We start from the raw sequence: 25021 nt of genomic DNA on the forward strand, positions 1-25021 counted from the left end.
ACGGACATGCACGATTTGCCCCATCTCGCGGCTCGTCTGTACGGGACGCCGCTGCTGGTCGCCCGCAGTAAGCTGGATGTGATCCTGGGTGCTCTCGGCCCCCGGCTGGCTGGGCAGTCCATCTCCTTCGACGGTGATACGGCTCCATCCGCCGATGTGGCGGTGACGCCCGACGGCATCGCCATCGTGCCGGTGGTGGGAACCCTGGTGGCCCGCTCCGGCTATCTCGGCGCCGCCAGCGGCTTGACCGGTTATGGCGACATCGCCGATGCCATCGAGGCGGCAGCCACCGATCCCGGCGTTCGCGCCATTCTGCTGGACGTGGACTCCTCCGGTGGCGAGGTGGGCGGGTTGTTCGATCTGGTCGACCACATCCAGGCCATCCGCAGCCAGTGCGGCAAGCCCATCTGGGCGGTAGCCGATGAGGCGGCCCTATCGGCGGCCTATGCCATCGCCTGCACCGCCGACCGAATCTACGTCACCCAGACCGGCGAGGTCGGGTCCATCGGCGTAGTGGCGGTTCACCGTGATGAATCCGGGGCCGACACCCAGGCTGGGCTGGCCTGGACCTTCATCCATGCCGGAGTCTGCAAGGTGGACGGCAATCCCCACCAGCCGCTGTCCGACTCTGCCCGCACAGCCCTCAAGGCCGATGTCGATGCCCTCTACGGGAAGTTCACCACCCTGGTGGCCGAGCGCCGCCGCCTATACCCCGACGCCGTGCGGGCCACCGAGGCTCAGGTCTATCGTGGCGATCAGGCGGTGGCCGTGGGACTTGCCGACAAGGTCGGCACGCTCCGCGTCGCCCTGGCCGATCTCGGAGCCGTGCTGGCTCGCCCCTCCATCCGCTCCCCCATCCTGTCCAGACCCAAGGAGACCACCATGTCCGAGCAAATAGGGGACATCCCCGTCATCGAACCCGAGCGCCCCGCTCCAGGAGCCATTGTTCCGGTGCCCGGCGAAGTAACCGCCCAGGTGGAACAGCGTCTGCGCGCCGAATATTCCGAGATCAGCGCCATCGCCGCCCAGGCCGCCCGACTGGGAGTCACCATCGATCCCGCCGAGGCCATGGCCAAGGGCATCCGTCCCGAGGCGTTACGGCGCACCGTGCTGGAGCAACTGGCCGAGCGCTCCGAGGCCACAGATGTGGTCGCCGCCGCTCCGGCGGGTGCGGTCCCGAAAACTGAAACCGAAAGCCCCATCGTCCGGCGTGCCCGCGAAGCCGCCGCTCGCAAGTAAGGAACAGCCCCATGCCCGTTCTGACCGCTTCGCCCACCCTGGGCGACCTGCTGAAGTTCGAACTGAACGCCAGCTACACCCGCGAGACCGTTACCCTGAAGGCGGGGACCAGTTATCCCCTGGGTTCCGTGCTGGGCCGCATCACCGCCAACGGCGAATACCGCCTGTCGCCCGCCGCCGAGGTGGTCGGTGACCAAGGGGCGGAAACCGCCATCGCCGTGCTGTTGGAAGCGGTGGACGCCACCGATGGCGTGGCCACCGGCCTGATCGCCGCCCGTGGCCCGGTCATCCTGGCCGATGGCGCTCTGATTTTCGAAGCCTCGGTCGACCAGCCCGCCGAACGGGCCGCCAAAATTGTCCAGCTTGCCACTGTGGGTCTGGTTGCCCGCGCCACCGTCTGATCGGAGCCTTTCCCATGAACGCCATCATCAACCCCTTCGACGCGGGCGGCTATTCGCTCGCCGAGATGACCCAGGCCATCAACATCCTGCCCAACCTCTACACCCGGCTCGGCCAGATGGGGCTGTTCCGCTTCGAGGGCGTCACCCAGCGCAGCGTCATCATCGAGCAGGCCGAGGGCGTCCTCAACCTGCTGCCCACCGTTCCCCTGGGCGGGCCGGCCACCGTCGCGAACCGCGACGCCCGGAGCATGCGCTCCTTCACCGTGCCGTGGATTCCCCATGACGATTCGATCACGCCCCAGGACGTCCAGGGCGTGCGCGGTTTCGGTGTCGCCGATGCCGCCGATCCCCTGGCCACGGTGATGGAGCGAAAGCTGACCCGCATGCGCTCCAAGCATGCCCAGACGCGGGAGTTCATGGAGGTCAATGCGCTCCGCGGCATCATCCGCGACGGCTCCGGGGCCACCCTCTACGACTACTTCTCTGAGTTCGCCCTGAGCCGCCAGCAGGTGGATTTCACCCTCGGCACCGCCACCACCAATGTCCAGGCCAAGATCCGCGATGTCCTGCGCAAGGTGGAGGTCGAGTTGAAGGGGGAGACCATGACCAGCGTGCTGGCCCTGGTGTCCCCGGAGTTCTTCGACAAGCTGATCGGCCATGCCAAGGTCGAGCAGGCCTACCAGTATTTCTCCTCCACCGGCGCCCAGCCGCTGCGTGAAGACGTGCGTCGCCGTTTCCCCTTCGCCGGCATGGTGTTCGAGGAATACAGCGCCACCGTCACCCTTTCCACCGGCCAGACCGAAACCCTGATCCCGGCGGGCGAGGGTATCGCCTTCCCGCTCGGCACCATGGACACCTTCGTCACCTATGGCGCTCCCGCCAATTTGATCGAAACCGTCAACACCCTGGGCGTGCCCATGTATGCCCGCCAGTTGGCCCGTCAGGACGGCAGCGCCATCGACGTCAAGACCGAGGCGTCCATCCTGCCGGTCAACAAGCGGCCCCGGCTGGCGGTGCGGTTGTTCTCGGGCAACTGAGCATGACCGCCTTCACCGACGCCATCGACGACCTGTTCGCCGATCCGAACATGGCCGTTGCCGTGACCTACCAGGGTAGCCCCGTGCGTGCCCTGGTGCGGCGGCCCGACCGCGATGTCGAGTTCTCGGACATCACCGTGCACACCAGTTCGGCTTTGTTCGAGATTCGGCGGCGGGACATCCCGGCACCCCAGGCGGGGGACATCATCCACCATGACGGCGACAGCTTCGTCGTCCAGGGCGAACCCCGCCTGGATGGTGAGCGGCTGATCTGGAATATCGACACGAGACCGGCATGAAACTGGCGGCGGCTATTTCCGGCGATCTGCGCAAGATCATGGCCGAGGAGGTCAGGGCTGCCGAGGACGCCGTCACCGCCGCCATGCGCCAAGCCGCCGACGGATTAAAGGCCGATCTTCGCCGCCAGGTCACTGAAGCAGGCATGGGCCAACGCCTCGCCAATACCTGGCGGGCCGAACTGTATCCCAAGGGCAAAAAGAGCATCAAACCGGCGGGCTTCGTCTTCACCAGGGCTCCCACCATCATCCGGGCTTTTGACCAGGGCGCCGTGATCAAATCCAAGCACGGCTTCTGGTTGGCGATCCCCACACCCGCCGCCGGGACCGGCGCCCGAGGCAAGCGCATAACGCCGGGCCTGTGGGAACAGATGCACGGGGGGCGGCTCCGCTTCATCTACCGCCGCGGCGCGCCGTCGCTGCTGGTGGCCGAGAACATGCGGGCCCGCACCGGCAAGCGGGGCGGCTTCGCCAAGGGCAGCGCCTCGGCGCTCCGCACCGGGCGCGGGATGACCAGTGTGGTGATGTTCATCCTGGTGCCGCAAGTGAGCTTGAAGAAGCGCCTCGACGTGGACGGCGTCGCCGAGCGGTGGGCTTCGGCGCTGCCGGAGCTGATCGTTTGTAATTGGTAGCGTGTTCATCTGGCAGAACGTTCACTTGGAGTTTGATTGCGGCGCCCTTGCGCCGCACCGCAGCATACCTATCGTTTGACGTACAGGAATCCTGAAATTATAACCAAATCATATATCCTTTCGGATAAGCTGCCTTTGGGGGAGACGGCTTATTCTCCGCATGTGGAGACACGATGCTCTCGGCTACTCTCAACCCCCGTCGATCCATACGAGCTCATTTGGCAATTCTGATCGCAGCCTTTCTTTTGCCTGCAGTCATTGGAATTAGCTATTTTGTCGGGTCACGATCTGTGTCGCAGATGCAGGCAGACAAGGGAATGCTGCTCTCGGAAGCAGCTATCCAGTTGGCGGCTCACATGGACACCGGCCTGTACGAGCGTTGGCGTGAAATCCAAGTTTTCGCTGGAATGGCAGAGATCGTCGATCCAAAAGCCCCCCTGGCTCGGAAAAAGCAGCTACTCGAAACATTGAAGAATAGCTACCCGAACTATGCATGGATTGGATTCACGGATACGGAAGGAAATATTCTGGCCGGAACCGGAGGGATGCTCGAGGGAAAGAGCGTTGCTCAGAGAAGCTGGTTCCAAGAAGGGAAGAAAGGTCCATTTCTCGGTGATGTGCATGACGCATTTTTACTCGCAAAGCTAATCCCTCGAGACCCAAAAGACCCTCTTCCGCTGCGACTTCTAGACGTTTCTGCCCCTTTAATTTCTGCTGATGGCGTTTTTCTCGGAGTTCTCTGTGGGCATCTGAGCTGGGATTGGTCCAGAGAAATCAAAGCGCAAAGTCTAGCCCCTTTGCAGCAGCGGAACCTGACCGGCGTACATATCCTGAACCATGAGGGAAAGACCGTTCTTGGCACCGGTGATGTTGCATCCTGGCCTGATGTCTCAAATGTTCCCAGTGTGGCTTCAGCAAAGCAAGGTATGCACGGATGGACGATAGAGAATTGGCCTGACGGTAAGAGTTATTTGACAGGATATGCCCGTGCCAAAGGGACCATGGGATCACCTGGCCTAGGCTGGATTATCCTCATCCATCAACCAGTAGACGAGGCATTTGCTGATGCGGTTTTGTTTCGCAATCAAGTGATGATTGTTGGCTTTCTGGTTGCTGTTGGCGCTGCGGCGTGGCTATGGCTAGCGCTTGGGCGCACAATACGTCCGTTGACGCGAATTGCTGAAATTGCTGACCGAATTCAAAAGGGGGAGGCAGTTGCTCAAATTCCTATAATAGATGGGAGGAGCGAAGCCCATATTCTTTCCGTATCACTGAACAGGCTGGTATCTACCCTGGCTGACCGGAACGCTGATTTAGCGGCGGCCAACACGGCACTTGAGGACGATATTCGACGGCGGGAGGCCTTGGAACAGGAGCTTCGCCTCGCCGCAACCTATTATGAAGCCAGTGCCGAGGGCATTGTCGTCACCGTGGCAGATGGAACAATCGCATCAGTCAATGATGCCTTTTGCCGGATTACAGGGTACCAGCGCCATGAAGTCCTTGGGAAGACAACCTCATTGCTCAAATCCGGGGTTCAAGACGATGAATTCTATGCGGATATGTGGCAGCTTTTGCGGGATACAGGGCACTGGGAAGGTGAAATCTGGAACCGACGGAAGGATGGTAGGACATTTCCAGAATATCTGACCATAAATGCGGTTCGACGTGATGGAGAAATCACCCACTATGTTGCTCAGTTTTCCGATCTAAGTGACAGGAAAGCAGCAGAAGAAAAAATAGTTCAGCTTTCAACGCATGACACTCTCACCGGCTTACCTAAGCGCATTGTCGCCATGGAGCGGCTTTCAGGCTTGATCAGCGAGGCTCGCCGCGATGGACGGCTTGTGGCCCTGATCTACGTTAATCTGGATGGGCTGAACCGTGTCAATGATGCTCTCGGGCACCATGGCGGTGACAGGGTTCTCGTAGAAACTGCACAGCGTCTTCGCCAATTGCTGCAGCCAGCTGATGCGCTCGCCCGGCTTGGAGGGGATGAGTTTCTTATTATCAGCAGCCGATTTATGGTCATGGCTGAGGCCGAGGCCCTTGCTCGCCAGATTCTTGACGCATGCTCTCAAGCGTTTTTTGTCGATGAAAAAGACACATACCTTACAGCCCGAATTGGTATTGCATTTTATCCCCGCGATGGCGAAGATCCTCTGGAGTTGATCCGGAACTCTCACGCTGCATCGGTTCGTGCCAAGGAGCAGGGTGGCAATATCTACCGGATTTTTACGCGGGACATGGACGATGAGGCTGTTGCCCGTCATGCTCTCGACGCCGAACTACGTCAGGCAATGAACAGCGATGATCAGTTCAAGGTTTTCTACCAGCCTCTGGTTAACGCCCAGTCGGGCAGAATTATTGGGGCAGAGGCCCTGGTTCGGTGGTTTAACCCAACCAGAGGCTTAGTCCCTCCTGACAGGTTCATTCCGCTCGCAGAAAGTAACGGGCTGATTGTGCCCATGGGCCGAAAAATTCTCGCTACCGCTTGCGCCGATGGAGCTCGATTTAGAAAGCATATCGGCAGTAATTTCTTTATGGCTGTCAACGTGGCGGCCGCGCAATGTGCTGATCCAGGCTTCCTAGAAACAGTTAGTAAATGCCTGTCCGATGCGAAGCTTCCTCCTCATTGCCTTGAGGTCGAGATAACCGAGCGGACCGTTGTTGGCAACAACCCAACAATAACTGCGTTTATGACTGCCTTACGAGAGGCGGAATCAAAGCTATCGATTGATGACTTTGGAACAGGATATTCTGCGCTTAGTTATCTTAGGCAGTATCCTTTTACAACTTTGAAAATCGACAGGTCATTTGTGATGGGGATTGGGGATGTTGAGCAGGATGATGCTCTCGTTCTAGCCATAATTCACATGGCCCATGCTCTTGGTCTTGAGGTTATCGCTGAAGGTGTTGAAACAACCGAGCAGCAGGAATTTCTGCGTGATGCGGGCTGTGAGACCCTTCAAGGCTACCTACTTGGGAAACCAATGCCTGCCGATGAGTTCATGGCCTTAGTTCAGAAGGCTTAAGCCCAGAGTTTTTGGCAGGATTTTGTGATGCCCTCCATCCGCGAACAGATCCTTGCCGCCCTGCTGGTGCGGCTGGAGGCCGTGCCCGGCGCCACGGCCAAGCGGGAAGCACCGTTGCCCGAGGCGGTGCCTGTCGGTGGTCTGATCATCTTGCGTGACGGCGATCCCGGAGACCCGGAGGTGGTGTTGTCGCCCGTCACCTACCTCTGGGAACACCAGGCCGAGATCGAGATCATCCTCCAGCGCGGCCAGGACGACGACAGTGCTGCGCTGGATACCTTGTTGATGGCGGTGGGAGGCGCCCTGACCGCCGACCGTTCCCTCGGTGGTCTGGCCGAATGGCTGGACTGGGGGGCTCCCAAGACCTCCGGCCTCGCCATCGACGGGGCTGCCGCCCTGCGCGGCGCCACGGTGCCGGTCCCCATGACCAAGGACGCTGTCGTGCCGCGTGGCATTCGCCTCAACAATCCCGGCAACATCAAGGAATCCCCCGGCGACAAGACCCAATGGCAGGGCGAGCGCGCCACCGATGACGATCCAGTGTTCGAGGAGTTCGTCAGCCCTGAAGCGGGCATTCGGGCGCTGACCCGCATTCTGCTCGGCTATCAACGCCGCTATGGCCTGAACACCGTCGCCGGAATCATCAATCGTTGGGCGCCGGGCTGCGAGAACGACACCGGCTCCTATATCGCCCATGTCGCTTCTCGCCTGGGCGTGACGTCCGATCAGGCCATTGACCTGACCAAGGCCGACACCATGGCCGGACTGGTCGAAGCCATCATCCGCCATGAAAACGGCCAGCAGCCCTATGCCCGTGAGGTGATCCTGGCCGGAATTGGCATGGGGCTGGGGAGCGCCTGACCATGAACCTGCTCGATCTCCTCGGCGATGCCGCCGCCATCGCCGCCAATCCTGTTGCCGGTCTCGCCAAGGTGGCGCTGGACGTCGCCCCCGACATCGCCAGCCTGTTCGGCGACGATGCCGAGAAGGCGGTCGGCAAGCTGGCAGACAGCGTCCGCGCCATCACCGGCACCGACGATCCCGACAAGGCTCGCGAAGTGCTGGCCGATCCCAATCTGGTGTTCCAGCTTCGCTCCCAGGCGCAAGGGTTCGCCCATGCCGAACGCATGCAGCAGATGACCGGGGCCATCACCACGCTGACCGCCACCCTGGCCGACCGCCAGAACGCCCGCGCCAGGGACAGCGAATTCATCAAGGCCGGACGCAGCAACACCCGCGCCAACGTCCTGCTGGTCACCGCCGGACTCGGCATCGTTGGCGGCATCGGCTTCATGGTGTTCGGCCATGTGGACGGCAACACCGCCGTCGGTGGCTGCATCATCTCGGTGGTGACGCTGCTGGCGGGCAAGTTCGCCACCGCCTTCGACTTTGAATTCGGCGGATCGGCGGATGCCGAGCAGACCCGCACCTTGTTGGCGCAGGCCCCACCTATCGGCAAGTAGCCCACACTCCCATCCAACTGACGCGGCCGACCGGGGGAGTCCTCTTCCTGGTCGGCCGCGTTTTGCGTTTGTGGCCTGCGATAAGGCAGGCCAGTGGTGGGCTCAGGTCAGGGTCGCTGCCGTCCCCACCGCCGATCTTGATCCGCACCTCGTACGGCGTCTCCATCGGTCCCCGCGATTCAAGGGTCCGGGTCCCCTGATCAACTTGCTTTATCGATCCAGCATTCGTGCGTCGCCGTCGACCGCGTCGATGATGCTTCGCATCTCGAACGCCAATTCGGGGGGGTGACGGAAGCGTCTCGAATAGTCGGTCGCGCTCTTCACGCACCAGAGATAAAATGGTGTAAAGCCAGAGTTCTGCGGTATTCCGAAGGCGGAACGCCGAATTGCCTGACGAAGGAGGCGGTGAACGAGGAGACATGGGCGTAACCGGCGCGATGGGAGATCGCCTTGATGGGGAGTTCCCCTTCCGCCAACAGGCGCGATGCCACCTCCAGGCGCCGCTGCACCACCCATTCCATCACCGTGAGCCCCGTGGAGGCGCGGAAGGCGCGGGCTAGCTGCCTTTGGGATAGGCCGACGGCGCTGGCCAGGGTCTCCAAGGGCGGCAATCGCCCGAGGTCCGAGTGGAGCAGGTCGCAGACCGCCCGCATCTTGGCATTAGCCTTGTCGGACGGCTGCCGATCATGAATGCGCCCGCCTTCCAGGTCGCTCAGCACCACTGCCAACAGGTTGAACAGTTGTCCATGCTGGTGGAGCCGTGACAAATCGCCGACGTAGGGTGAGGTGCGGATCTGGCCGATGAGTTGACGCATCGCCGCCGACATTTTCGGAGCTGCCACGTAATTCTCGCCACAGCCATCAATGAACTTCTCGATGACCGTAGGGACCCGCATACCCGCCAATATTGTCCGCAAGCGGTCCGCAGTGAACACCGGCGCGACCAAATCGGCGCATTCGTTCGGGCTCTGCTCGATACTGCACTGATCGCCGACTCTGCCGTGCAGAAAGAGACCATACCCCTCGGGCGTCTCGCTCAATACGTCTCCACCATCGAGTCCGACCTGCGCCCGCCCGGCCATCGGCATCCGCAGAATCAGAAAAGGACGCGGTGAAATAACCGTTCCCGTGATCTTGACCTGCCGGTTGAGATGAAGGCCTGCGTGAAAAATCCCATATTCTTCATCCACAGGCTGGAAAGAGACCTGATGCCTTCCAAATTCCCTGGGGAGATTCTGTGACGTGGCGATGTCAGCCGAGCCAAAGCCGCTGGGCAACGACCATGTGGAGGCAAAGGGGATAAAGGGCTCTGCTGCGGGCGCATACGGCAGTGATGATGTTGCGCCATCAGTCGCGCCCGCTTTTAGCGAGCCCCGAGCGGCATTCATTTCATGCACCTTTATAGAAAGTGATCGGACATCGCATCAAGTGCAACTAGATTAGAACCAATCTTTATTCCGCGAAGCAATCATATTAAATTTAGCCTTCTGTGATTATAGTGCATCCGTCAGATAATGAAAGCCGCCCCGTATCCGGCGTGGCCGAAGGTAATGGACAACGGCGCCGACGAGCAGTCCATCGACAAGCGACAGTCATGACTTACGTCATGCTGTGCAGTCCATCCTAAATCAGATGTCGCAGCGCCTAAAGCAAGGCTGTTTACCGCGCCGTGTCAGTAATGGTGAACTCCCCGTGCCGCACGATGTCGGCGCGGAGGGGGAATGGACGTTAGCTTTCAGCACCTGAATGTCGGGCGTGGCCTAGATATCCTGCTGGCGAAGTCTGATGTCCTGACGGGTTCGCCCCAGGCGGTGATCCACATTCAGCCCGACGATACAGAGAATGCGGTCGATATCGGTGATATCGCCGTTGCGATCCGCCTTTCCGCCGCGCGCCTCAGGACATTGCTCGGCAATGCTCCCATGGCCGACAGCCTGCTGTCGGGGGGGGCGTCGGCGAGTGATGGGGTTCACCTTCGCATCAACAATTCCACCCTGGTTCGCCGTATCGCCCAGGACATCCGACACTCGAGCTATAAGGACACCTGCCTCAAGCTGTTCCTCCAAGGAAAAGTGGTTGAGCTGCTGGTGGAAAGCCTGTCCCAGCCCGAGGCCGTGGGGGAGCGCTCCAATGCCGTTACAGTTCGTGATCTATTGCTGGTCGACCCGGTCTCCCCCCCTTCCATGACGGAACTGTCGCGCCTGCTCGGCGTGTCGCAACGTCGGTTGAGCAACGAATTCAAGGAAGCCTTCGGCATGAGGGTGCCGGAGTGGCTGGCCGACTGGCGCCTGACCCGTGGCCGCGATCTGGTGATGGAAGGCTCCACTTCCATGGCTGAGATCGCCGCTTCGCTGGGCTACGCCCATCTGTCCACCTTCACTGCCGCTTTCACCAAACGCTTCGGCGCCCCTCCTACCCGCCTGCGCGCCGGGAGCGCGGAGTCATCGCCATGAGCAATACCATTCGCAAGCACCCAAGGATGAATCTGGGTTTGATGGCCCTGGAGTCGCGTTGGAAGACCGCGCGGGACAATGGCGGCCACGTGGTTTCGCATCCAAGTGGGCTGCGGGGCCGTCCGGGAGGGGGGCAAGAAGCGGGAAAGCCGGTGCCAACTCCCCCGAAGACTGGCCTGCTTCACCGCGACAAGCCGGTGGGAAAACTCGCCTTCTCCAAACAACCCAAGCTGGCGGCGCGTAACGCCGCCATCCGCTTTTCCTAAGACCAGGGGATATTCATATGACCTCCACCATGTCTCGCATGGCCCGCCTACTGGCCGCCGTCTCCACCGCTGCCCTGCTGTCTGCCTGCGCGGTGACCCCGACGCCGTTCACCCAAGACGAGTTCTCGGCCAAAGCCAAGGCGGACCGCACTGCAATGTTCGAGGGCCAGGAGGTGATGACCAAGCCACTGACGCTCGCCGACGCGGTGGCCCGGGTGCTGAAATACAACCTGGATAAGCGGGCCAAAATGATGGATGAGGCGCTGGCTCTGGGGCAGACAAGCCTTGACCGCTTCGACCTGCTGCCCAAGCTGACAGCCAATGCGGGCTATACCGAGCGCTCGGCACCCAACGCCACACGCTCACGCGATCTCTACACCCAGACAACCAGCACCTCGAACCCCAGCTATTCGGCGGATCGGTTTTCCATCACCAATGATCTGGGGCTGACCTGGAACATCCTGGATTTCGGCGTCAGCTACTTTACCGCCCATCAGAACGCCGACCGGGCTTTGATTGCTCAAGAGAAGCGGCGCAAGACCGTCAATAATCTGGTCCAGGAGGTTCGCTTCACCTTCTGGCGAGCTGCCGCCGCGCAAACCCTGAAAGCCAAGGTGACCGAGACCATCGCCTCGGCCGAGACGGCGCTGAAGGATTCCGAGCGTGTTGAGGCGGAGAGGTTGAAGAACCCCACCGAATCCTTGCGCATCCAGAAGACCCTGCTGGAAAGCATCCGTCAGCTTGAAGCCATCGACCAGGAGCTAACCACCGCCAAGGCCGAGCTGGCCGCCCTGATCAATGTGGCGCCGGGCAGCGACTTCAAGCTGGACGTACCCGATACTGGCGGCATGACCATCCCCGCTTGGTCCATGCCCATCGAGCAGATGGAAGAAGCGGCGCTGATCAACAACCCAGATCTACGCGAGCAGGACTACCAGAGCCGCATCGCCATCGACGACACCCATAAGGAAATCCTGAAGCTGCTGCCGGGCGTGACTCTCAGCTTCTCGCGCCAGTACGATTCCAACTCGTTCCTGATGGATAACCGCTGGAACGACGTGGGCACCAAGGTTACCTGGAATTTGATCAACCTGCTATCGGCGCCCGACCGCCTTGCGCATACCGACAGCGCCGAAAAGGTAGCCGATGCCAAGCGCATCGCGCTCAGAATGGCGGTGCTGGCCCAGGTGCATGTGATCTCGCATCAGTTTGCCAGCGCGGCCAAGCAGTTCGAGCGCGCCGACAAGCTGTGGGGGATTGAGAAGCGCCTAGCCGATGCGTCCGGCAACCAGCAGCGTGGCGGCACGGCCAACGATATCGAGCGTATCAGCTCCGAGACCTCGGCCATCGCCGCCGAGCTTCGCCGCTTCCAGACCTATGCCCAGATGCAGTCGGCCTATGGCAAGCTGCAATCGACCATCGGCGCCGATCCGGTGCCTGACCGGGTAGCCTCCCATTCTCTGGACGGCTTGTCCGGCGCCATCGTGCTGGCCATGCCGCCAGTGGTGAAGGCCGAACCGGTGCCGCAAGTTACTCCTGCTGTCATCGAGTCGGTGCCCCCCGATAGCCCAGCTCCCAAGCCGGAGCATCAGAGCACAATGACCTGGCTAGGCACGTTCATCTCCAACGGCCTCGCCAAGCCGGCCGAGGCGGCTCTGGTCGAGCCGGTGGCCGCACCCGAGCCCGAGCGTAAGGACCCTCTGGGTGACGGACTGGCTTGGTTGGGTGGCAAGATCAGCCGTATCGCGGATCGGATCGGGGAATGACACGTATTCGTCCAATCTCGGGACAGTGCGGGTTTGTCGCCCGCAGGAGATGGGCGGTCCCAGCTCTGTGCCTGCTGTCCTTCGGGGCGCAGGCGCAGGAGGCGGTGATTCCGGTGCAGTTGGTGGCGGTCAACTACACCAGCCTATCGGCAGAATTACCCGCCAAGATCGACCGCATCACCGTCAAGGAGGGCGAGCGCTTCAAGGAGGGCCAGCAACTGGTCGCCTTTGATTGCGTCATCCAGCGTGCCTTGGTGGACGAGGCCAGCGCGGTGCTGGCGGCAGCCGAGAAGTCCAAGGCGGTGCATAAGCGGCTGCTGGAACTGAATTCAACCGGCACGTTGGAGGCTGAGAAGTCGGGCTGGGACGCAGCTGTGGCTCAGGCCAAGCTCAACTCGGCCCGTGCCGTGGCCTCCAAATGCGCCATCCATGCGCCATTCACAGGCAGAGTGGTGGAGCAAAAGGCTCGCGCCTTCCAATACGTCCAGGTGGGCCAAGCCATTCTGGACGTATTGGACGATTCCATCCTGAACGCCGAATTCATCGTGCCCTCGGCGGCGGTGACGACGCTGAAGCCCGGCACCGCCCTTCAGATCGCGGTTGACGAGACCAGGAAGACCTATCCGGCCAAGATCGCCCGCATCGGCGCCAAGGTCGATGCGGTCAGTCACTCGGTCAAAGTCACCGCTGAGATCAGGGGTGATTTCCCCGAACTGATGGCCGGGATGACCGGACGCGCCCAGATGACGGCACCATGAGCGCCGATAACGTTGGAGAGCTATGATGGGTAACATCAACCGCAAGCGCCGCAACTCCTCCCTGGGCCTGATGGCCCTGGAGCCGCGCTGGATGTTCGATGGCGCAGCTGCCTTCGACGCTGCCCATGCCGCGCCCGACGCGGCAGCCAAGGCGCTGATCCCTGATGCGCCCGCCCCAGTGCAGGTGCGCGCCGCCGATCCCTCCAAAGATGGCGGCAAAAAGGAGGTGGTGTTCGTCGATACCTCCGTAGCCGGATACCAGGCGCTGGAAGCAGCGGTGAAGGCCGGTATTGAGATCGAGGAGATCGACGGGGCCAAAAGCGGCCTGGCCCAGATTGCCAAATGGGCCGAAACCCATACGGGCTATGACAGCATCTCCATCCTGTCCCACGGTGCCGAGGCGACGCTGCAGATCGGCACCGACACCCTGCGTAGTGCCAGCTTGTCCGACGCCGTCACACAGGCGGAACTGGCCGAGATCGGCCATTCTCTGAACGTCGGGGGCGATCTGTTGCTCTATGGCTGCAACGTGGCCAAGGGGGCGGACGGCCAGCAGTTCATCGAGAATCTGGCCGTCGCCACTGGGGCCGACGTGGCGGCCTCTGCCGACACCACCGGATCGGCCGCCACCGGCGGCAACTGGATTCTAGAATACAGTTCCCATGATATTACAGCTTCGATGGTCGATGGCGAAAGCTGGGGCGGAGATCTGGGGTGGACCGCCCTCGGCAGCACAGGGTTCTCGGCGGGCGGCACCAACTACGAGTCTCTCGCCATCGCATCCGATGGCACGCCTTACGTCGCTTATACAGATTATGGAAACAGCCAAAAGCTGACGGTCATGAAGTATTCCAGCGGTGCCTGGACGGCAGTCGGCGCGGCCGGAATTTCGAGCGGCGCGGCCTACTACCAGTCCCTCGCGATCGCGTCCGACGGCACGCCGTATGTGGCATTTCAGGACGCTGCGAATGCCAACAAGCTGACGGTGATGAAGTATACGGTGGCCGATGGGTGGAGCACCGTCGGAACGGTCGGAATCTCGGCGGGTAATGCTCAGAGGGAATCCCTCGCGATAGCCACCGACGGTACACTTTATGTTTCCTATCGAGACGCTGCTACCACTCCTGTCAACAAGCTGACGGTGAAGAAGTATACGGTGGCCGATGGGTGGAGCACCGTCGGAACGGCAGGTTTTTCGCCCGGTGAGGCCTCTTTCCAATCCCTCGCCATCACTTCCGATGGCACACCTTACATCGCGTTTACCGATTTTGGAAACAACCAAAAGCTGTCGGTCATGAAGTATGCCAGCGGTTCCTGGAGTCTCGTAGGAACGGCAGGATTTTCAGGATATCAAGCCTATTATATGACACTTCGCTTCTCCTCCGACAACACACCTTATGTCGGCTTTCAGGACGGTATGGGTTCAGCCAATAAAGAGACGGTGATGAAGTATGACGGCACCGCCTGGGTGCTGGTTGGCGCTCGGGGCTTTTCGTCTGGTAGCGTCGGCAACGGTGGCCAATCCCTTGCCATCGCAAGTGATGACACACTTTACGTCGCCTATTGCGATAGCGATGTTAGCAGCAAGGTGACGGTGAAGCAGTACGACAGTGGCTCTTCGACTTGGACGACGGTCGGCACGGAGGGAATATCGGCAGGCCAAGCCTTAGCAGTTTCTCTTGCCATCGCCCCCAGCGGCACCTCGAATGCCGGGAAGCCTTATGTCGCCTACTACGACGGGGCCAATAGTGGTAAGGCAACGGTGATGTGGATGGCGCCTCCCGGCCCTGCGGCACCCACCGCGCCAACCTTGGACAGCAGCACCGACAGCGGCACCACCGGCGACGGCAAGACTAACTTTACCACTCCGGTCATCAAGGGTACCGGCGTCACCGCCGCGGCCACCATCACCCTGTACAAGGATGGCGTGGCCTGGGGGAGCACGGTCACTGCCGACGGTTCGGGCAATTGGACCTTTACCGCGCCATCCGCCCTGGCCGACAACACCTATGCTGTCACCGCCACCCAGACCACCGGCGGGCTAACCTCCTCGGCTTCGTCGGCGCTGTCGCTGGTGATCGACGCCACCGCGCCTGTAATCTCTTCGGTAGCGTTGAATGCCAGCGCCTACAAGCTGGGCGATACTGTTACGGTTACGTTGAACTCGGCCTATGACGCCCATGGCGCCTACACCTTGGCGGCCAGCACGTTGGATGGGGCCAGCCTGGGAAGCTGGAGCTACACCACCGGCTCGGGATCGGGCACGGCCAGCTTCACCGTGGTTGGCGGAACCACCGAGGTGATCAACGGGAATGTGGCGGTGAATATCGTGCTGACGGATGCAGTGGGCAATTCCAGCACCGCCTATACCACCGCCATCGCCAGCAAGACCATCGACACCCATGCCCCCACCGATATCGCGGTTGCTGGGTCAGATACCACAACCCACGCTTATTCCGGTCTGACGGCGGGAACGACCGTGGGAACCCTGAGTGCCACCGACGCCAGCCCGGGAGAGACCTTCACCTATAGCCTCTCCGGCGCCGACGCTGCCAAGTTCCAGGTGGTGGGCGGCGTGCTCAAGGTGGCCGTTGGCCAGACCTTGGTAACCAACACTGTTTACAACGTCACCATCCAAGCACAGGATTTGGGTGGAAACACTTTTACCAAGGCGTTTACCATCACGGGCGGCCCTGCGGCCCCCGCCGTGCCGACCTTGGACAGCAGCACCGACAGCGGCACCACCGGCGACGGCAAGTCCAACTTCACCAGCCCGGTCATCAACGGCACCGGCGCTACCGCCGGGGCCACCATCACCTTGTACAAGGATGGCGTGGCCTGGGGGAGCACGGTCACTGCCGATGGTTCGGGCAATTGGACCTTCACCGCGCCTTCCGCCCTGGCCGACAACACCTATGCTGTCACCGCCACCCAGACCACCAGCGGGCTGACCTCTGCGGCGTCTTCGTCGCTGTCACTGGTGATCGACACCGTCGCACCGGTGATCTCGAACGTCACCCTGAACGCCGCCGCCTACAAGCTGGGCGACGCGGTCACCGCGACGGTAAACTCGGCCTATGACGCCCATGGCTCCTACACCTTGGCGGCCAGCACGTTGGATGGGGCCAGCCTGGGAAGCTGGAGCTACACCACCGGCTCGGGATCGGGCACGGCCAGCTTCACCGTGGTTGGCGGAACCACCGAGGTGATCAATGGCAATGTGGCGGTGAATATCGTGCTAACGGATGCAGTGGGCAATTCCAGCACCGCCTATACCACCGCCATCGCCAGCAAGACCATCGACACCCATGCCCCCACCGATATCGCGGTTGCCGGGTCGGATACCACAACCCACGCTTATTCCGGTCTGACGGCGGGAACGACCGTGGGAACCCTGAGTGCCACCGATGCCAGCCCTGGCGAGTCCTTCACCTATACCCTCTCAGGTGCCGACGCCGCCAAGTTCCAGGTGGTGAGCGGGGTTCTCAAGGTCGCGGGCGGCCAGACCCTGGTGGCCAGCACCGTCTACAATGTCACCGTCCAGGCGCAGGATCTGGGCGGCAACACCTATTCCAAGGCGTTCACCATTACAGGGGCCGCAGGGCCGGCGGTGACGGTGGGCGGTACGGCCGCCTATACCGAGCGAGCCGCCGCCGTAGCCCTGGACGGCGGTCTCAGCCTAGCCGACGGTGACACCACCGCCATGACCGGCGCGACGGTGACCATTTCCGCCGGTCTGGCCTCGGGCGACACCCTGGCCTGCACCACCACCGGCACCAGCATCACCTCCAGCTATTCCGCAGGCACCCTGACGCTGTCGGGCAACGACACCCTGGCGAACTATCAGCAAGTCCTGAAGAGCGTCACCTTCGCCAACCTTGCCAACCACGATCCGACGGCAGGCAGCGCCACCCGCACCATCAGCTGGCAGGTTCACGACCAATATGCCAACGGAAGTGCTGCCACAACCACGCTGACCATCACGCCGGTCAATGATTCGCCTTCTCTCACTGCATCAACGACGAATCCGACTGTAAGCCAGGCATCGACCTTCACAGCCAATCTGTTCAGCGGTACCACCGCCGACCCGATCGAGGGCAGCCAAGCGGTTGCCGCTCTGACTCTGACCGTTTCGGGCATCGCCGACGGGAACTCGGAAATCCTCAAGGTTGATGGCACCAATATTGTGCTGGGCACCAACGGCACAACCGCAACCGCCAATTATTCGGTGGACGTATCCTACAGCAGCGGCACGGCGACGCTTACCATCACCAAGATCGGGAATTTCACCGCATCGGCGGCCAACACCCTGATCAACGCCCTGCAATACGAGAACACCAACGCCAATGCCACGACCGGCGCCCGCCAGATCAAACTGACGTCAATCAAGGATAGCAGCGGTGACGCCGCCACTGACACCACCACCGTCAACATTACGACGACGGCGACGGTGGCCGCCAACGACACGCCGGTCATCAACGTCCCCGGTGGTGTCAGTGTCATTGAAACGGTGGTGACGCAGAAGACCATCTCGGGCGTATCCGTCGCGGATACAAGCGGAGGAACCTACACGGTCACCGTTTCCGCCAGCGCCACGGGGGGCAAGGTGCTTATGAATGGCATCACTCCCACGGCTGGAGCCAACGACAGCAATAGCGTCACTTTCCAAGGGACCCGAACACAAATCAATTCGGCGCTTGCCACGCTCAAATACACGCCCAGCAGTTTTGGGACGGAGACCATCACTGTTTCGGTGGACAGCGATGGCGGAGGTGCCTTGATCGGCGGAGCCAAGAGCGCCACGGCCACAATTGCGGTGACCGAATCCAAGCCGACGCCTCCGCCGCCTGCCCCGCCGCCGCCAGCGCCCGCCGCCGCGCCTACAGCTCAAACGCTTCCTCCGGCTCCACCTCCGCCTCCGGTCGAAGCGCCCGTGCCGCGAGCTCCGCAGGTATTCGTACCCTTGCCGCCGATTACGCCTGTCGCCGCACCGCCAGTCGCCGACGCCCCCAAGGGACCGGCGGCCGGACCGGCCAGCGACGCTCCGAAGGCCCCCGCGGGCGATGTGCCCAAGGCCGCAGTCCCCATCGCCCCGGTGGTCGTCGCGCCTCCGGTCGTCCCGGTGGTGATGACCGCGCAATTCACACCATCAACGGCGGATGGCTCCTTCCGCGTGCCGGTCGTCACGGCCACCCAAGGAGGCCCGGCGGTGGAGGGGCTGGTGGCGTTGCGCCCCGAGATGCAGACGCCGACCATCACCGATGGCCCGGTTCGGATCACTCTTCCACTGGATGCCTTCGCCCATACCCGTTCCGACGCGGTGGTGACCCTGAACGCCATCCGCATCAACGGCCAGCCCCTACCGCAATGGCTGAACTTCGATTCCCGCTCGGGAACCCTGGCCGGCCAGCCGCCCGGTGATTTCAAGGGCACCATGGTGGTGAAGATCATCGCCCGTGACGACAAAGGCCAGGAGGCCACCATCACCGTGCGCATCAACGGCCAGCCAGAGAAGACAGGCGTTATCGAAACCGGAAACCCCGTCAAGCTTGGCCAGCACCAGCGTGACAAAGCGGTGGGCAAGGTCGCTTTTACGCAGCAGCTGAAAATGGCCGCGCGTAACGCCGCCATCCGCTTTTCCTAAGACCAGGGGATAATCACCATGACCGCCACCATGGCTCGCATGGCCCGTCTACGGCCCGTGTCGGCGCCAAGGTCGATGCCGTCAGTTATTCGGTCAAGGTGGCGGCCAAGGTCAGGGATGACTATCCCGAACTAATCGCCGGGATGACCGGACGGGTCCAGATGCCCGCGCCATGATTGATATTGTGCCATGAGCGCCTTAAACTATGGAGTGCAATAATGGGGCACGTCAACCGCAAGCGCCGCAACACCCCCCTCGGCCTGATGGCGCTGGAACCGCGCTGGATGTTCGACGGCGCGGCGTTCGTCGATGCCGCCCACGCCGCACCGGACGCGGCGGCCAAGGGGCTGATCCCCGATGCGCCTGCTTCCGTTCAAGTGCGCGCCGCCGATCCCTCCAAGGACGGCGGCAAGAAGGAAGTGGTGTTCATCGACACATCGGTGGCCGATTACAAGACCCTGGAAGCGGCGGTGAAGCCCGGCATCGAGATCGAGGAGGTCGATGGAACCCAAAGCGGCCTCGCCCAGATCGCCAAATGGGCGGAGAGTCATACGGGCTATGACAGTATCTCGATCCTGTCGCACGGAGCCGAGGCGTCGGTAAGAATCGGTACGGATACTCTGACCGACGCCAAATTATCGGACGCGACGGTTCAGGCCGAACTGGCCGAGATCGGCCATTCCCTAAACGACGGCGCTGACTTGCTGCTCTACGGCTGTGACGTAGCGAAGGGCGATGATGGCCAGCAATTCATCACTGACCTAGCCGCCGCCATCGGCGCCGACGTGGCGGCATCCGGCAATGTCACCGGTATGGATGGCGACTGGACTCTGGAAAAGGCGACTGGATCCGTTGCGGCTGGGCAAATGGATGCCGTCATTCTGGCGACCTTCGCACACGACCTAGCCTTTCCCCTCAGCATCACAAATATGCCGACGTCGGGCTCCTGCACCTTCTTTGCGGTGACGGTGGATTCGGCGGGATGCGTCTACGCCACGGGCCAGTTCACCGGCGTCATCAATTTCAACTCCGGCGCCGGGACGGCGACCTTGGATCAGGCCGTGGGCAGCGCGATCGTCGAGAAACTGAACGCCGACGGCACCTTGGCCTGGGTGAAACAATTCGGTACGAGCAATTCCATCGGGAATGCCATCTCGGTGGATTCCTCCGGAAACGTCTTTGTCGCTGGCACGTCCGGCGGCACTTCCAGCTTCGGTGGCGTCACCCTGACCAATGCGGGGGGTAACGATGCCTTCGCCATGAAGCTGAATTCGGACGGCACCACCGCCTGGGCCGTGGACCTGGGCGGGACCGGCGCCGACGTGGGAACGGGCATCGCCGTGGATCCGGTCGGTAAGGTCACCGTCACCGGAAGTTTTAGCGGCACGGCCGGTTTCGGCGGAACCAATCTGATATCGGCCGGTGGTACGGATATCTTTGTGACCCAGTTGAACGCCGACGGCACCACCGCCTGGGCCGAAAGCATCGGCGGCAGTTCGAACGACGCGGCAACGGCCCTGGCCTTGAACAGCACCGGCGCCAATGTTTTCGTCACTGGTTCGTTCAGTGGCGCCAATGTGGATTTCGATCCTGGTGCAGGAACCTATAATATCAGCACCAACGGCAACACCGATATCTTCGTTCTCAAGCTGGCCGCCGACGGCAGTTTCGTCTGGGCCGACCGGATGGGCGGCTCTAACGGCGAAACGGGCTATGGGATTGCCGTCGATTCCAACGGCGGCGTCTATACCACCGGCGCTTTCAATGGCACCACGGCGGTTGATTTCAATCCCGGCGCAGGAACCTTCAACCTCAGCGGCGGCAGTAATACGAGCTTCGTTCAGAAGCTGAACTCGGACGGTACCTTGGCCTGGGCCAATGCTTTAGGCGGATCGGCGGCCTTTGGCAAGGCGATCGCCGTGGATGGTTCGGGGAAGGTCCATGTGGCGGGATATTTCCAGAATTCAGGTGATTTCGACCCCGGTGCCGGCGTCAACACCCTGACCAGCGCCGGCAGTGCCGACATATTCGTCGAGACGTTCAACGCCGACGGCACCTTTGGCTGGGTGAATCAAACTGGCGGTATCTATGCCGGCGATTACGGCTATGGAATCGCGGTGGATGCGGCGGGGAAGATTTACGTGTCCGGCGTCTTTCAGGGTGCCATCGACCTCAACCCCGGGGCGGGTGTCAGCACTGGTTATAGCACCAACCTCAGCAACGGCTTCGTTCAAAAGCTTAACGCGGATGGCAGCTTCGTCTGGGCCTATGCGCCAAAGTCCGGTGGCACCGCCGACGCCAGCTCGGTCAGCATCGATCCCTCCAACAACATCTTTGTCGGGGGCAACTTTACGGGGCTGGTGGATTTCGATCTCACCAATCCCGGCACAGACATCTTCAGTTCCTATGGTGGCTACAGCGTCTATCTGGAGAAGCTGAACTCCGATGCTACGGTTGCCTGGACCAAGCTGCTGGGCGCCGGGGCGAGCTCAGTCGCTCTATCAGGCATTATCACCGATTCGGCGGGCAATTTCTATGCCATGGGATCATTCACCGGGACCGGCGATTTCGATCCCGGTGTCGGAACGATCAACCTGACAGGGAACAATAATGCCTATGTCGCCAAGCTGGATCCCAACGGCAACGCGATCTGGGCCAAGACCTACGGCGCCTACTCCGCCATCGACGTCGCCGTTGATGCCTCCAGCAACGTCTTCATCAGCGGCCAGTACATCGGGACGAAGGATTTAGATCCCGGCGCCGGCACCCAGAACCTGACCAGCACCGGATCGGGATCCTATGTCTTGAAGCTGAACCCGGATGGCAGTTTCGCCTGGGTCACTGGCACAAAGACAACCAACAGCAGCAGCCCGACCAAGTTGGCGTTAGGACCGGGGGGGACCCTTTACAGCTCGGGTTTTCTTCAGGGAACGGTGAACTTCAATTATTCAGGAACCTACAATCTGACTAGCGCCGGCAGTGTGGACGGCTATGTCTGGAAGCTGAATTCCGACGGCACCACCGCCTGGGCGGAAGTGATCGGAGGGACCGGCGGCGACTATGCCAAGACCCTGGCGGTGGATGGGGCTGGCAACGCCTATGTGGGAGGCCAGTACGCGGCGACTGCGACGTTCGGACCCAGCGGCGGCACCGTCACCAAGACCAGCGCCGGTGGTACCGACGCGTTCCTGTTCAAACTGACATCAACCGGCAGTGTTGTTTGGGTTAATTCCATGGGCGGGACGGGCACTGACATACTCGGCTACATGTCCCTGGACGCCTCGGGAAATCCCATCGTCGCCGGAAGTTTCGCCGCCACCGCCACCTTCGGCACAGTCACCAAGACCGCCGTGGGCACCACCGACTCGTTTCTGGCCGGACTCAGCGCCTCCGATGGGTCGGTGACCTGGCTTAACCAAATCGGAGGGGCGGGAGCCACGGTTTCGATCAGTAACGAGGCGTTCGGTGCGGCCGGCAAGATCGTCCTGGTCGGCAGTTACAAAGGCACTATCGATTTCGATCCCGGACCTGGGACGGCGGCTCTGACCGACGCTCCCAGCATGGGCTATGTCGTCCTGTTGAGCGCCACGGACGGCAGCGTCGCCACTACCACCGGAGCCCCGGTGACCGCCGTAGCCACCAGTCCGTCCACCACCACCACCCCTCCACCGCCGCCGCCGCCGCCACCGCCGAAGGCCGCGCCACCACCTCCGCCTCCTCCTCCACTTGCCCCGGCGGAGCCGCCACCACCACCACCGGCTCCGCCGGTCATTGCCCCCTTGCCACCGATTACGCCCAGCGCCCCGCCGCCCGGTACCGATGCTCCCAAGGGACCTGCTGTCGTTATCGGCGGGCCGGGGGGAGCCGGGGTCGGCGCCGGAACTGGGGGGGGCTTAACCACCAGCGGCTCCGGCACCATTCAAGCCCCGGCGGTGCTCACCTTCGCCGCATCTGGCCAGTTGACCTCTGGCGCCGCTGACGGCTCTTTCCGGGTGCCGGTGATCGCGTCGGGCCAACGGAGCGGCGGAGACGACGCCCTTGTGGCCGTTCGACCGATAGCGCAGGTTCAGGAAACAGCGGCGGGAAACGTCAAATTCGCCTTGCCGGCGGACACTTTCGCCCACACCCGTCCTGACGCGGTGGTCAATCTGAAGGCGGCCCAGATCGACGGTCAGCCATTGCCCCCCTGGCTGGCCTTCAATCCCAAGACCGGAGCCTTCGAGGGAACGCCGCCAGCCGGTCAAGACGGCGTAGTGGTGGTCCGCGTGGTGGCCCGTGACCAGGATGGCCGCGAGGCAATCGCCACGGTTCGCATCGTCCTGGGTAAGGGAGAGGCGGGTGCACAACCCCCCGTTCCGGCGGAGGGACAGCGCAGCGGCTCCATCCGTGACGGTAAGCCGCTGAAGCTGGCCGAGGTCCGTCTGGGCAAGGTCGCCTTTACGCAGCAATTGAAAATGGCCGCCCGCAACGCCGCCATTCGCTTTGGATAGGAAGCCATCGTGCTGAGAAGGGACAAATCCCCCGTGGCGACCATTGGCAGCCGGTTCGAGAAGACGGGCACGAAGGGATCGTCGTGGATGATTGAAGCGTTTCTTAGTCCAGCAGGACTTCCCAGGCATGTCTGCCTCGTTGAGACGACGACGAGACGGCTCATGACGGTCGCCGTGTCGGTTCTGGCCGATTCCAGCCTTTTCACACCGCTGGACAAAGCATGAGTGATAACCCGCTGCTGGCGCTGCTCGGTTTGGAGGAGCACGCCCGCAAGTCCGCCAATTCCACCGATTTGGGCTTTGTCATGGTCAATGACAGCCGGGCCTTGGCATTCTATCGCCAAGCGGCGCTGTTCATTGATGGCGAGGGGTTGAAAGCAGTATCCGGTGTCGCCGGGATCGAGTCCGGGGCACCGTTCACCTTGTGGCTGGAACGAGTGTTCAAACGGCTGGCATCCGACGAGGTTCGCCAAGCCTGTCCCGCCGACTTGGACGGGGCCGATGGGTCGGAATGGTCGGAGTGGCTGCCGTCTTGCGCCTTGATGCTGCCCTTGAGGGACCGCGATAGCAAGCGGCTCGGCACTCTGTTGCTGGCCCGTGACGAGACGTGGGGCGACCAGGACGTGGCACTGCTGACCCGTGCATCGGATTTCTACGGCCATGCCTGGACAGTGCTGCACCGACCCTCCCCTGTGACCGAATGGAAGCAGAAGATCCAGTCCATCCCCCGCTATCGCCTGAAACTGGCGGCGGGAATCGTGCTGGCCTTGCTGTTTCCGGTGCGCCTGTCGGTATTGGCCCCGGCCGAGGTGGTGGCCCATGATCCGGCGGTGATCCGCTCGCCCATGGAGGGGGTGATTGAAAAGGTGCATGTGCGGCCTAATCAGAAGGTGGCTGAGGGCGACATCTTGTTCGAGCTGGACCGCACCACGCTGACCGGCAAGCTGGAGGTGGCGAAGAAGGCGCTCTCCACCGCCCAAGCTGAACTGGATCAGGCCTCCCAGCAGGCGTTTTTCGATTCCAAGGCCAAGGGTATGTTGACGGTGATCCGCGCCCGCATTGAGGAGCGGGGAGCCGAGGCGGCGCAGCTTGATGACCTGATGGCTCGATCCCAGGTCAAGGCTCCGCGTGCCGGCGTCGCGGTGCTGGATGACCCCGCCGAGTGGCAGGGACGGCCGGTGGCAGTGGGCGAGAAGGTGCTGGCGGTGGCGTCTCCCAATGACGTGGAGGTGGAAGCCTGGTTGGCCCCGGCCGATGTCATCTCATTGGAGAAGGGCGGCCCGGTCAGCCTGTTCCTCAATTCCGATCCGCTATCGCCGGTGTCGGCCAAGCTTCTTTACGTCACCTACGAAGCGATCGCCCAGCCCGACGGCACCTTGGGCCATCGCGTCCGCGCCGAACTGCCCAAGGGCGAGGCCGGCCCCCGGCTGGGGCTGAAAGGAACCGCCCGGCTCGATGGTCACCGGGTGGCGTTGATTTACTGGCTGGCGCGACGCCCGCTGGCAGTCGTGCGCAACTTCGTGGGCCTGTAGCCATGGATG

Annotated in this window: 16 protein-coding genes; 15 read left to right on the forward strand and 1 reads right to left on the reverse strand. The window is 62.0% G+C overall.

Going from position 1 to position 25021, the window contains the following annotated elements; all coding sequences use genetic code 11:
* The first annotated feature begins 6 nt into the window (after positions 1-6).
* The 8 genes from MGMSRV2_RS12850 (at position 7) to MGMSRV2_RS12885 (ending at position 8103) form a co-directional block, all read left to right on the forward strand.
* Positions 7-1239 (forward strand): S49 family peptidase, encoded by a 1233-nt coding sequence (locus MGMSRV2_RS12850; protein ID WP_024080789.1) that lies wholly within the window; start codon positions 7-9, stop codon positions 1237-1239.
* 11 nt (positions 1240-1250) lie between these two features.
* Positions 1251-1640, forward strand: coding sequence for a head decoration protein (locus MGMSRV2_RS12855; protein ID WP_024080790.1), 390 nt, complete (start codon positions 1251-1253; stop codon positions 1638-1640).
* 14 nt (positions 1641-1654) lie between these two features.
* Positions 1655-2677 carry a major capsid protein gene (locus MGMSRV2_RS12860; protein ID WP_024080791.1) on the forward strand — a complete coding sequence of 341 codons (1023 nt, stop codon included), beginning with the start codon at positions 1655-1657 and terminating at the stop codon, positions 2675-2677.
* A gap of 2 nt (positions 2678-2679) precedes the next feature.
* Positions 2680-2976: a head-tail joining protein gene (locus MGMSRV2_RS12865; RefSeq protein WP_024080792.1), complete on the forward strand. Its 297-nt coding sequence runs from the start codon at positions 2680-2682 to the stop codon at positions 2974-2976.
* The gene (locus MGMSRV2_RS12870; RefSeq protein WP_024080793.1) at positions 2973-3605 is read left to right on the forward strand and encodes a DUF6441 family protein; all 633 of its coding nucleotides are present in this window, start codon (positions 2973-2975) and stop codon (positions 3603-3605) included. Before MGMSRV2_RS12865 ends, MGMSRV2_RS12870 begins: the two co-directional genes overlap by 4 nt.
* Positions 3606-3823: 218 nt before the next feature.
* Positions 3824-6640 (forward strand): bifunctional diguanylate cyclase/phosphodiesterase, encoded by a 2817-nt coding sequence (locus tag MGMSRV2_RS12875; protein ID WP_158497766.1) that lies wholly within the window; start codon positions 3824-3826, stop codon positions 6638-6640.
* Positions 6641-6667: 27 nt separating this feature from the next.
* On the forward strand, positions 6668-7501 hold the full coding sequence (locus MGMSRV2_RS21955) for a Protein P5 (modular protein) (RefSeq protein WP_024080797.1): 834 nt from the start codon (positions 6668-6670) through the stop codon (positions 7499-7501).
* 2 nt (positions 7502-7503) lie between these two features.
* Positions 7504-8103 carry a hypothetical protein gene (locus MGMSRV2_RS12885; RefSeq protein ID WP_024080798.1) on the forward strand — a complete coding sequence of 200 codons (600 nt, stop codon included), beginning with the start codon at positions 7504-7506 and terminating at the stop codon, positions 8101-8103.
* Positions 8104-8423: 320 nt separating this feature from the next.
* Here the strand turns inward: MGMSRV2_RS12885 and MGMSRV2_RS12890 are convergent, their stop codons facing one another.
* Complete coding sequence (locus MGMSRV2_RS12890) at positions 8424-9491, reverse strand: helix-turn-helix domain-containing protein (RefSeq protein ID WP_084028088.1); 1068 nt, start codon at positions 9489-9491, stop codon at positions 8424-8426.
* A gap of 333 nt (positions 9492-9824) precedes the next feature.
* Between MGMSRV2_RS12890 and MGMSRV2_RS12895 the strand changes: the two genes are divergently transcribed.
* The 7 genes from MGMSRV2_RS12895 to MGMSRV2_RS12925 all read left to right on the forward strand — a co-directional run bounded on the left by MGMSRV2_RS12895 (position 9825) and on the right by MGMSRV2_RS12925 (position 25012).
* On the forward strand, positions 9825-10556 hold the full coding sequence (locus MGMSRV2_RS12895) for a helix-turn-helix transcriptional regulator (protein ID WP_024080800.1): 732 nt from the start codon (positions 9825-9827) through the stop codon (positions 10554-10556).
* Positions 10553-10822 (forward strand): hypothetical protein, encoded by a 270-nt coding sequence (locus MGMSRV2_RS12900; RefSeq protein WP_024080801.1) that lies wholly within the window; start codon positions 10553-10555, stop codon positions 10820-10822. Before MGMSRV2_RS12895 ends, MGMSRV2_RS12900 begins: the two co-directional genes overlap by 4 nt.
* A 17-nt stretch (positions 10823-10839) precedes the next feature.
* A complete protein-coding gene (locus MGMSRV2_RS12905; protein ID WP_024080802.1) occupies positions 10840-12588 on the forward strand; it encodes a TolC family protein in 1749 nt (582 codons plus the stop codon).
* Complete coding sequence (locus MGMSRV2_RS12910; protein WP_024080803.1) at positions 12585-13346, forward strand: efflux RND transporter periplasmic adaptor subunit; 762 nt, start codon at positions 12585-12587, stop codon at positions 13344-13346. The genes MGMSRV2_RS12905 and MGMSRV2_RS12910 overlap by 4 nt, the downstream gene beginning before the upstream one ends.
* Positions 13347-13368: 22 nt before the next feature.
* Positions 13369-18990, forward strand: a complete 5622-nt coding sequence (locus tag MGMSRV2_RS22205) for a DUF4347 domain-containing protein (RefSeq protein ID WP_052588974.1) — start codon at positions 13369-13371, stop codon at positions 18988-18990.
* 218 nt (positions 18991-19208) lie between these two features.
* Positions 19209-23480: a DUF4347 domain-containing protein gene (locus tag MGMSRV2_RS22210; protein WP_024080805.1), complete on the forward strand. Its 4272-nt coding sequence runs from the start codon at positions 19209-19211 to the stop codon at positions 23478-23480.
* Between the two features lie 221 nt (positions 23481-23701).
* Positions 23702-25012: an efflux RND transporter periplasmic adaptor subunit gene (locus MGMSRV2_RS12925; RefSeq protein ID WP_024080806.1), complete on the forward strand. Its 1311-nt coding sequence runs from the start codon at positions 23702-23704 to the stop codon at positions 25010-25012.
* The last annotated feature ends 9 nt before the right edge of the window (positions 25013-25021 follow it).

It is taken from the genome of Magnetospirillum gryphiswaldense MSR-1 v2 (assembly GCF_000513295.1).
Classification (GTDB): domain Bacteria; phylum Pseudomonadota; class Alphaproteobacteria; order Rhodospirillales; family Magnetospirillaceae; genus Magnetospirillum; species Magnetospirillum gryphiswaldense.

Coding starts and splice junctions, on each gene's coding strand:
- MGMSRV2_RS12850 (WP_024080789.1), top strand. CDS start 7: ATGCACGATTTGCCCCATCTCGCGGCTCGTCTGTACGGGACGCCGCTG.
- MGMSRV2_RS12855 (WP_024080790.1), top strand. CDS start 1,251: ATGCCCGTTCTGACCGCTTCGCCCACCCTGGGCGACCTGCTGAAGTTC.
- MGMSRV2_RS12860 (WP_024080791.1), top strand. CDS start 1,655: ATGAACGCCATCATCAACCCCTTCGACGCGGGCGGCTATTCGCTCGCC.
- MGMSRV2_RS12865 (WP_024080792.1), top strand. CDS start 2,680: ATGACCGCCTTCACCGACGCCATCGACGACCTGTTCGCCGATCCGAAC.
- MGMSRV2_RS12870 (WP_024080793.1), top strand. CDS start 2,973: ATGAAACTGGCGGCGGCTATTTCCGGCGATCTGCGCAAGATCATGGCC.
- MGMSRV2_RS21955 (WP_024080797.1), top strand. CDS start 6,668: ATGCCCTCCATCCGCGAACAGATCCTTGCCGCCCTGCTGGTGCGGCTG.
- MGMSRV2_RS12885 (WP_024080798.1), top strand. CDS start 7,504: ATGAACCTGCTCGATCTCCTCGGCGATGCCGCCGCCATCGCCGCCAAT.
- MGMSRV2_RS12890 (WP_084028088.1), bottom strand. CDS start 9,491: ATGAATGCCGCTCGGGGCTCGCTAAAAGCGGGCGCGACTGATGGCGCA.
- MGMSRV2_RS12895 (WP_024080800.1), top strand. CDS start 9,825: ATGGACGTTAGCTTTCAGCACCTGAATGTCGGGCGTGGCCTAGATATC.
- MGMSRV2_RS12900 (WP_024080801.1), top strand. CDS start 10,553: ATGAGCAATACCATTCGCAAGCACCCAAGGATGAATCTGGGTTTGATG.
- MGMSRV2_RS12905 (WP_024080802.1), top strand. CDS start 10,840: ATGACCTCCACCATGTCTCGCATGGCCCGCCTACTGGCCGCCGTCTCC.
- MGMSRV2_RS12910 (WP_024080803.1), top strand. CDS start 12,585: ATGACACGTATTCGTCCAATCTCGGGACAGTGCGGGTTTGTCGCCCGC.
- MGMSRV2_RS22205 (WP_052588974.1), top strand. CDS start 13,369: ATGATGGGTAACATCAACCGCAAGCGCCGCAACTCCTCCCTGGGCCTG.
- MGMSRV2_RS22210 (WP_024080805.1), top strand. CDS start 19,209: ATGGGGCACGTCAACCGCAAGCGCCGCAACACCCCCCTCGGCCTGATG.
- MGMSRV2_RS12925 (WP_024080806.1), top strand. CDS start 23,702: ATGAGTGATAACCCGCTGCTGGCGCTGCTCGGTTTGGAGGAGCACGCC.